The sequence below is a fragment of the Acinetobacter sp. YH12255 genome (assembly GCF_013417355.1).
GTDB classification, from domain to species: domain Bacteria; phylum Pseudomonadota; class Gammaproteobacteria; order Pseudomonadales; family Moraxellaceae; genus Acinetobacter; species Acinetobacter pseudolwoffii.
The window spans coordinates 1-6,933 of the sequence record NZ_VPEC01000076.1; the positions used below are offsets into that span (position 1 = coordinate 1).

The following is a 6,933-nucleotide window of genomic DNA, read 5'->3' on the forward strand; positions in this document are numbered from 1 at the left end:
TGAGTTCTGCTTCTATGGCATACAGTTTCTGAATCAGCACTAATGCCTGTTCAGCGATCTGACTTTTCCCGGTCACATGCAGTTCATGAAATTTACGACGTGCATGTGCCATGCAGCCCACCTCAATGACATCGCCTGATTTAAAGCGTGCTTTATAACCACTGTAATCATCACAGACCAGATGGCCCTGCCAGCCATTCAGGAACTCTTCTGCATGCTGACCTGAACGACTATCCTGAAAGTCATAGATCACCGCTTGAACTGGATTGTACTGTGTGGTGGCATAGGCCCAGACATAACCTTTCTTCGGTTTTTTCTCATTCTCACCCATCCGCATAATGGTGACCGGCGTTTCATCGGCATGGATCACCCGCTGTTGCAGCACCACCTGTTTTAAGGCATTGGCCAGAGGTTCCAGTTCCACACCGCAGCGACCAATCCAGTCAGATAACGTGGATCTGGACAGATCAACACCTGCGCGTAAAAAGATTTGACGCTGACGGTACAGCGGTAAGTGATCGGCATACTTCGATACCAGTACATGGCTAAGCAGTTCAGGACTGGCAATGCCTTTATCAATCACATAGGCGGGCATCGCTTGCTGAGTCAGGGTGTCGCACTGATCACAGACCCATTTTCCACGTACATGCTGTTCCTTATAGAACTGTGCCGGTCTGAAATTCAGTTTTTCACTGACATCTTCGCCGATACGACGGAGTTGGCATCCACAAGTGCATTGGGTTGATGCAGGTTCATGCTCAATACGGAGAGTGAGTAGATGATCGGGTAGCGGTCGACGTTTAGGTTTATTGACGAGAGCTTTCTGTGTCGCTGCATCGGTTTTACCTGCATTTAATCGTTCTAATTCCAGATCAACCGCGGCAATATCTTCTTCAATCGCTTCATCCCACAGATGGATTTGTTTTGCTGTTAGGTGTTCATTCTTTTGGGCGAATTTGTGCTTTTTAAACAGCGCCAGTTCATGCTCGTATTTTTGAGTGAGAATAGAGAGATGTTGGTTGCATGCTTCCAGATGTTGAACTTTGCCATCTAATTGTTGATTGGTGACTTCCAGATGTTGAACTTTGGCATCTAATTGCTGATTTGATTGTGCCAAAGACTGATGCTGCATCGCCAATTGCCGGGTAAATTCCAGCAGTTGCTCATGGGTCAGTTGGTTTAAATCAGGCAGCGTTTTCATGACCGCAGTATGCCTGAGGTCATGAAGAGAATGAAATAGAACGTTTGGAGAATAGCAGAATGTACGAGCCTGGTTTAGAGCATCGTCACCACCTGCTGTCGTCCAATTCTCTGCCAGGGTAAACCCTGGATCAGTGCCTGCAACTGCTCTGGGCTGAGGGCTACGGTTTCACCCTGGTGAATCTGAGCCCAGTGAAATTTACCCTGTTCCAGCCGCCGGGCACACAGCCAGATGCCCAATCCATCATGCACCAGCACTTTCATGCGATGGCCACGCTTATTACAGAACAGGTAGGCGCAATGCGGTTTGATCGAGCCAAAGGCTCTCAGCACCTGAGCCATGACCGTATCCATCCCTGCTCGCATATCCAGAGGTTGGGTAGAAAGCCAGATTTCATCAATGCGGATCATGTTGCAAGTGCCTTGAGTAATTCTGCTAAAGCAGATATTTCTGATACTTGCCATTTCAAGCCAATTTCTGCTTTTGAGTGGGGTAAAGTAATTTGAACCGTTAACATGTCAGTAGGAGTAGGATCTAATGGTGCAGAGCAAGATAAGGCAATAAATGCAGGTTTATTCGGTAGTGGTGAGCGATCATTCCCTGGCTTACCATCAATTAAGCGAATCCATTTGGATACAAGATTTGTATTCAATCCATGTTGCAAAGCGACCGAAGCAATTGAAACGTCCGGTGCTTTACGGCAAAGGATTTCTTTCTTTGCTTCGAGAGGTTCATGTTCATCAGGGTTGTTACGTCGTAAAGGCTGTACGGCCTTATTTGTCTCGGAGAGTGGTGGCAGTCCAAACAACAAACCCCATGACCATAACTTATGGGGCTTGTTGGCTATTTTGCTGCGTATTGTGTGGCTTTTTGTGATTAAGCCTTACATCGCTTCACGTTGTGCTTCATCTTCCAAATAGTTTTCTAAAGAATCATCTAGCGCATATAACCATGGCGTGTGATGTGGCTTAGCCATTTTTCCAGTCATTACTGAGCGATAGACTTTATCTCTAAAGCCCATAATGTTTTCTTTTTTATGCTTTTTCCATTGCATGAAAATATCATGCACTGCATCAATATTGAATGATGGATAGTCCGTCTGCGCAATCAGGCGTTTGATGTAGTCACCTTGGAAGCGGGCAGATTGTTCATCGTTCAATAGGCGCTGCTCTTTTTGATGTAAGGTCTGCGTATGGCTCTGCATTTCTGCCGTGCTTGGTAAAGCAATTTTGCCCAAAATCACATCACGGACAAACCATGCTTGCGCATCGAACATATTGAAGGTGTACCATTGATCTTGCATGCCCAAGTAGAACAAGCGAGGATTCTTTTCCCACACCACACCCTGATATAAACCCTGCGGATAAAGGCAGTTATGTGTTCTGAGGCGTAGGTTATCTTCAATAAATGGGAAGTGGTGCAAATAGCCTGTGCATAAAATAATGGCATCAATTTTGGCAGATGTTCCATCACTAAAATAAGCAGTATTTTCATCTACACGCAGTAATTGTGGCTTTTCAGACCAGTTTTTAGGCCATTTAAAGCCCATGGCTTTACTACGATAGCAACTGTAAATTTGCTTAGCACCGTATTTATAACATTGCGAACCAATGTCTTCGGCAGAGTAGCTGCTGCCAACCAATAACACAGACTTGCCTTTAAATTCCAGCGCATCACGGAAGTCGTGTGCGTGTAAAATGCGACCATGGAATTGATCAAAGCCTTCATAAACAGGAACGCGTGGGGTAGAGAAGTGTCCAGATGCAACGACAACATAATCAAATTGTTCTGAATAATGCTGTTGTTGTGCATAATCTTCGACATCTACCGTGAATTTTTGCGTTGTTTCATCATAGGCAATATGCTGAACGGCACTATTGAAACGAACTAAATCTTTGACCTGTGCTTTTTCTGCACGGCCTTTGATGTAATCCCACAGTACTGCACGTGGTGGATATGAAGCGATTGGTTTTTTGAAATGTTCATCAAAAGTATAATCGGCAAATTCTAGCGCTTCTTTGGGGCCATTTGACCATAAATAGCGGTACATACTGCCGTGGACAGGTTCCCCATGTTCATCTATACCAGTGCGCCAAGTATAGTTCCATAGCCCGCCCCAATCATTTTGTTTTTCGAAACATACAATTTCAGGAACTTGTAGACCTTTGGCCTTTGCTGACTGAAACGCTCTTAATTGGGCCATGCCACTTGGGCCAGCACCAATAATTGCAATTCGATCCATTGCTATCTCCATTAGTTTTGAGTTCTTAATTACCTCTCCAATTTTGAGTGTCACAATTTAGGATTTGAAATATAAGCATTATAAAGATAAGCAAATACAATCCTAAATTGAGCGATTAAAAATCTGTTCAAAATAGGATGTGAATTAAAAAAAAGAAAAAATAATAAAATGTGCTAAAGACAGTAAAAATTACCTAAGCAATTCATCTTTATAAAAAATACATTTTTTAAGAAAGCTGATCTTATCATAATTTCTGATTAATTGTGGCTTTGCTTAGTTATAAAAGTGAATTTAAAGTCATTCCATTAATATTTAAAATTTTATCATTTGGTATATGTTCTTGATTCTTATTAGGTTTTTCCTATAGATTCTAAAGAGAATTTTTTTAGATTTTTTCTTAAAATTTGTTTGAATTGAAGTGGTGGTGTTTCAAAAAGTATGCTGGGATTAAATGCAGCCATTATTGATGTGGAAGAAGGTTAAATCGAAAGCCTTAAAGTGGTTTTCTAACTTTTTCGAAAAATTACAGCTTCTCCTAAATCCACGCCTGAGCCGATGCCTGATTCTGCAATTATTACCTTCAATACCTACAGTAAAGAACTTACCAATCGATTGCTTATAATTTTAAAAGCAGTGACAAAACTGTCCCATAAATTACTCGAAATTCGCCTCCGACAAACCCGGTACGGTTCACCTAACTTTTTCAACTAACTACAAATGTGTCGCACTTGGGATTTGAATCTGCGTCGATAAAAATCATCTGCTGCCACAGAGAATCTATAAATAATAGTGCGCAAGTCCCAATAGATTAAAAAATGCTCAATTTTGGAATTTCCCCAAAGTTATCAGCTCTTCCAGGGCGAAAACTATCCCCAATTGCTGTGGATAAAATTTAGGCTATTTTGTACGCTTTATAGATCACCCGGATACCGCCACTTTTACCATTATTGCCTTGAGCACAAGGTGCTTTACGAATTCCACCACCATTTTTTGATTCAATCGCCCTGATCAGGCTATACCAAGAGATCTTGCTGGAGCTGACGATACCTTTCATCACTCACAAGCTCTTTGATTTGCTTGGTAAAAATACTGTTTTCAATAAATAAAATAGGTTTAAGTACGTCAATGGCGTATAAGAATTTTAGCAGTTTTAGAACAAAAAAAACGAGAGCTGTGAACTCTCGTTTCGCATAAGCAGAGGCTTACAAATATAAATATGAGCTATAAAAAAACCCGCATAATAGCGAGCAGGTTCTGATATTTGATCCAGACTATGGATTTTATAGAAATTATATTTCTAGATGATTTTGAATATTTTTCCACTTAAAGTACTTTGAAAAAGCATTTCAAAACTAGGTCGAATATCTTCACCATCGACGGTGATATGTTTTATATTCGAATGAGATTGGGTGGTGGCAAAATCATGATCCACAGTAGCTTGAATAGCGTATTTAACGCCAAACTGGTCTTTGATGCTGAGAGTCTGTTTAAACATATATATCCCCTTAAAAAAAATTGCAGTGGAAAGTCCACATAAACCATTGATGTTTATTATTTTTATTGATACACAACTTTATCATTTAATTTAAATAGCTGATTTAGAGAAGTGTAAAATGTACGACCATCCAAATTTAAATCAACCTCGATTCCAGATTCCAGTAGAACTCTTTTACCGACTTCAATTTGTTTTAAACCTTGACGTGTATTTTGCATTTTATGTAGAGGAATTAATGAAACAATAATTTCAGTACCATTTTTAGATTTTGCAATTAAATCATTTATTTTTAACAACTTATATCCTATTTTTTAGAAATTTTTTCAATTTTGAAAACATTTTAAAGTATAAAAAAAGCACTAATGAGTGCTTTTTATTACTGCTTATTATTACTTAGATAGCAACAATATTTACAGCATTCGGTCCTTTTTGACCTTGAGCTACACTGAATTCAACTTGCTGGCCTTCAAATAAGGTCTTGAAACCTGAATTCGCGATTTCGCTGAAATGAGCAAAAACGTCTGGACCTGATTCTTGTTGAATGAAACCAAAACCTTTAGTTTCGTTAAACCACTTAACAGTACCTTTAACAACATTTGAGTTTGACATAATATATCCTACTAATTTTTAATCATTTTATTGACTGATTAATAGCTTTGAAATAATAAAGAAGCGACTTAAAATCTGAAAAAACGAAGGATTATGACTAAAACTGCGATACTTAAAGAAGATTTACCGGAACAAGACTTTTTTCTAGTTAACTTAACTATACACTAAAAATAGTAAAAATCAAGTTTTCTTATATATATATTTATTAAACTAATAAAATAAGATTAAATTAATTAAAAAATTCAGTAAAATCATATTTTTATTGTAAATGTAACAATATAAGGTAATATGTAGAGTTGAGTTAGATTGATAAATAATGAATGCGATTATATAGTTCTGTAATAACAATATTGATGTTTTTAATTTCGGGAATGATGATTTTTTCCCATATGCAAGTCATAGATAAACCGCCAAATTTTATAGCTTTAAATACTGATAATTAGCAGTATGTGATAAAAAACCGCCTGTTAGGTTAATGCCAGTCAGTTAAGGAAATTTAGATTAAAAATAAATCTAAATTTCCTTATTTTTGAATTTTAATTGATCTAATTTTATGTGTTATTGAACATAATTTTAGTTCTGAAATTCTTAACTGATCAGCATTAGCCTGTTAGGTAGTTTTTTACTTTTGAAGAAATAATAAATATCGTTTATTTAACATAAACCCTCATATACAAAATTCGGGTGTCAGCCCCAAATAGAAATGTCCGGTTGCTCCAAAGTAAAAATTTCCGCTTTTAGAATACGCACTTTTGTGAGTGTCGAAGCGGACGGTTTGAATTACAGCAGATTGATGGATTCCTCGCTCCAAGCGCCTAAAATGAGCCAATGTCTGGCTGCCCTGCTTGATCGAGCAATTGAATCGTCAATTTATTCAGTCCTTAAGGATTGTAGAGGGTGGTTCAATGAGCTGGGTACCATTCTTGTGAGCAAATGCCTCATCCATTTTCTGCGCAACAGCACTGGGTTCACCATGTTTCGCAATATATTCAGCCCTTCTTTGCATAAACTCCGCTTCTCTTTGTTGAGCTCGCTGTATTGATTCATCAGGCTGTTGCCGTGGTTGTGTCGTCTTATAATTATAGAAGCCGACACCACAAACCAGGACAATCAAAAAAGCGATTTGTTTTTTAACAACTTTATTCACTTGCTCTCATCTCTATCAAATACCATCGCTTTTCCAGGCAGCAAAATTTCACCCTATTTAAAAAAATGGCTCAGTTATTTTATTCATCAATCTATTGATATTGTTAAATATTTACTCTGTACACGACAAATTTCACAGAACCCTTATCCTATCAGGATTCTGCTTTCTTAAAATTGCCAAAATTTCCTTAAACTCTTCTTTTTTCCCAAAACCAATTAAACGCTGAATCGCCATTTGAA

8 protein-coding genes and 2 pseudogenes are annotated in these 6,933 nt (G+C 38.4%); all 10 read right to left on the reverse strand.

The window, feature by feature from the left end; translation table 11 throughout:
- Nucleotides 1-1,201 (reverse strand): IS66 family transposase (locus FTV30_RS15170; protein ID WP_180001872.1); only part of this gene is annotated, 1,201 nt, incomplete at its 3' end.
- Between the two features lie 74 nt (nucleotides 1,202-1,275).
- Complete coding sequence (gene tnpB / locus FTV30_RS15175; protein ID WP_180001873.1) at nucleotides 1,276-1,665, reverse strand: IS66 family insertion sequence element accessory protein TnpB; 390 nt, start codon at nucleotides 1,663-1,665, stop codon at nucleotides 1,276-1,278.
- Entirely contained in the window at nucleotides 1,608-2,012 is a 405-nt protein-coding gene (locus FTV30_RS16380; RefSeq protein WP_257228935.1) for an IS66 family insertion sequence element accessory protein TnpB, read from the reverse strand. Before FTV30_RS16380 ends, tnpB begins: the two co-directional genes overlap by 58 nt.
- Nucleotides 2,013-2,084: 72 nt before the next feature.
- Nucleotides 2,085-3,443 carry an NAD(P)-binding domain-containing protein gene (locus FTV30_RS15185; RefSeq protein WP_074382685.1) on the reverse strand — a complete coding sequence of 453 codons (1,359 nt, stop codon included), beginning with the start codon at nucleotides 3,441-3,443 and terminating at the stop codon, nucleotides 2,085-2,087.
- Between the two features lie 447 nt (nucleotides 3,444-3,890).
- Nucleotides 3,891-4,150, reverse strand: a pseudogene (locus tag FTV30_RS15190) (IS1 family transposase); the annotation flags it as partial.
- A 206-nt stretch (nucleotides 4,151-4,356) separates the two neighbouring features.
- Nucleotides 4,357-4,552 (reverse strand): annotated as a pseudogene (locus FTV30_RS15195) (hypothetical protein); the annotation flags it as partial.
- A 188-nt stretch (nucleotides 4,553-4,740) separates the two neighbouring features.
- Nucleotides 4,741-4,938, reverse strand: coding sequence for a hypothetical protein (locus tag FTV30_RS15200; RefSeq protein WP_074382686.1), 198 nt, complete (start codon nucleotides 4,936-4,938; stop codon nucleotides 4,741-4,743).
- Nucleotides 4,939-5,000: 62 nt separating this feature from the next.
- The gene (locus FTV30_RS15205; RefSeq protein WP_005093624.1) at nucleotides 5,001-5,234 is read right to left on the reverse strand and encodes a hypothetical protein; all 234 of its coding nucleotides are present in this window, start codon (nucleotides 5,232-5,234) and stop codon (nucleotides 5,001-5,003) included.
- 97 nt (nucleotides 5,235-5,331) lie between these two features.
- Nucleotides 5,332-5,547: a cold-shock protein gene (locus FTV30_RS15210; RefSeq protein ID WP_005093626.1), complete on the reverse strand. Its 216-nt coding sequence runs from the start codon at nucleotides 5,545-5,547 to the stop codon at nucleotides 5,332-5,334.
- Between the two features lie 874 nt (nucleotides 5,548-6,421).
- Nucleotides 6,422-6,694: a hypothetical protein gene (locus FTV30_RS15215; RefSeq protein WP_005093629.1), complete on the reverse strand. Its 273-nt coding sequence runs from the start codon at nucleotides 6,692-6,694 to the stop codon at nucleotides 6,422-6,424.
- Between the last annotated feature and the right edge of the window lie 239 nt (nucleotides 6,695-6,933).

Bases quoted from the DNA above. Each gene is read 5' to 3' on its own strand.
- FTV30_RS15210 (WP_005093626.1), bottom strand. From the start codon at position 5,547: ATGTCAAACTCAAATGTTGTTAAAGGTACTGTTAAGTGGTTTAACGAA.
- tnpB (WP_180001873.1), bottom strand. From the start codon at position 1,665: ATGGCAAGTATCAGAAATATCTGCTTTAGCAGAATTACTCAAGGCACT.
- FTV30_RS15185 (WP_074382685.1), bottom strand. From the start codon at position 3,443: ATGGATCGAATTGCAATTATTGGTGCTGGCCCAAGTGGCATGGCCCAA.
- FTV30_RS15200 (WP_074382686.1), bottom strand. From the start codon at position 4,938: ATGTTTAAACAGACTCTCAGCATCAAAGACCAGTTTGGCGTTAAATAC.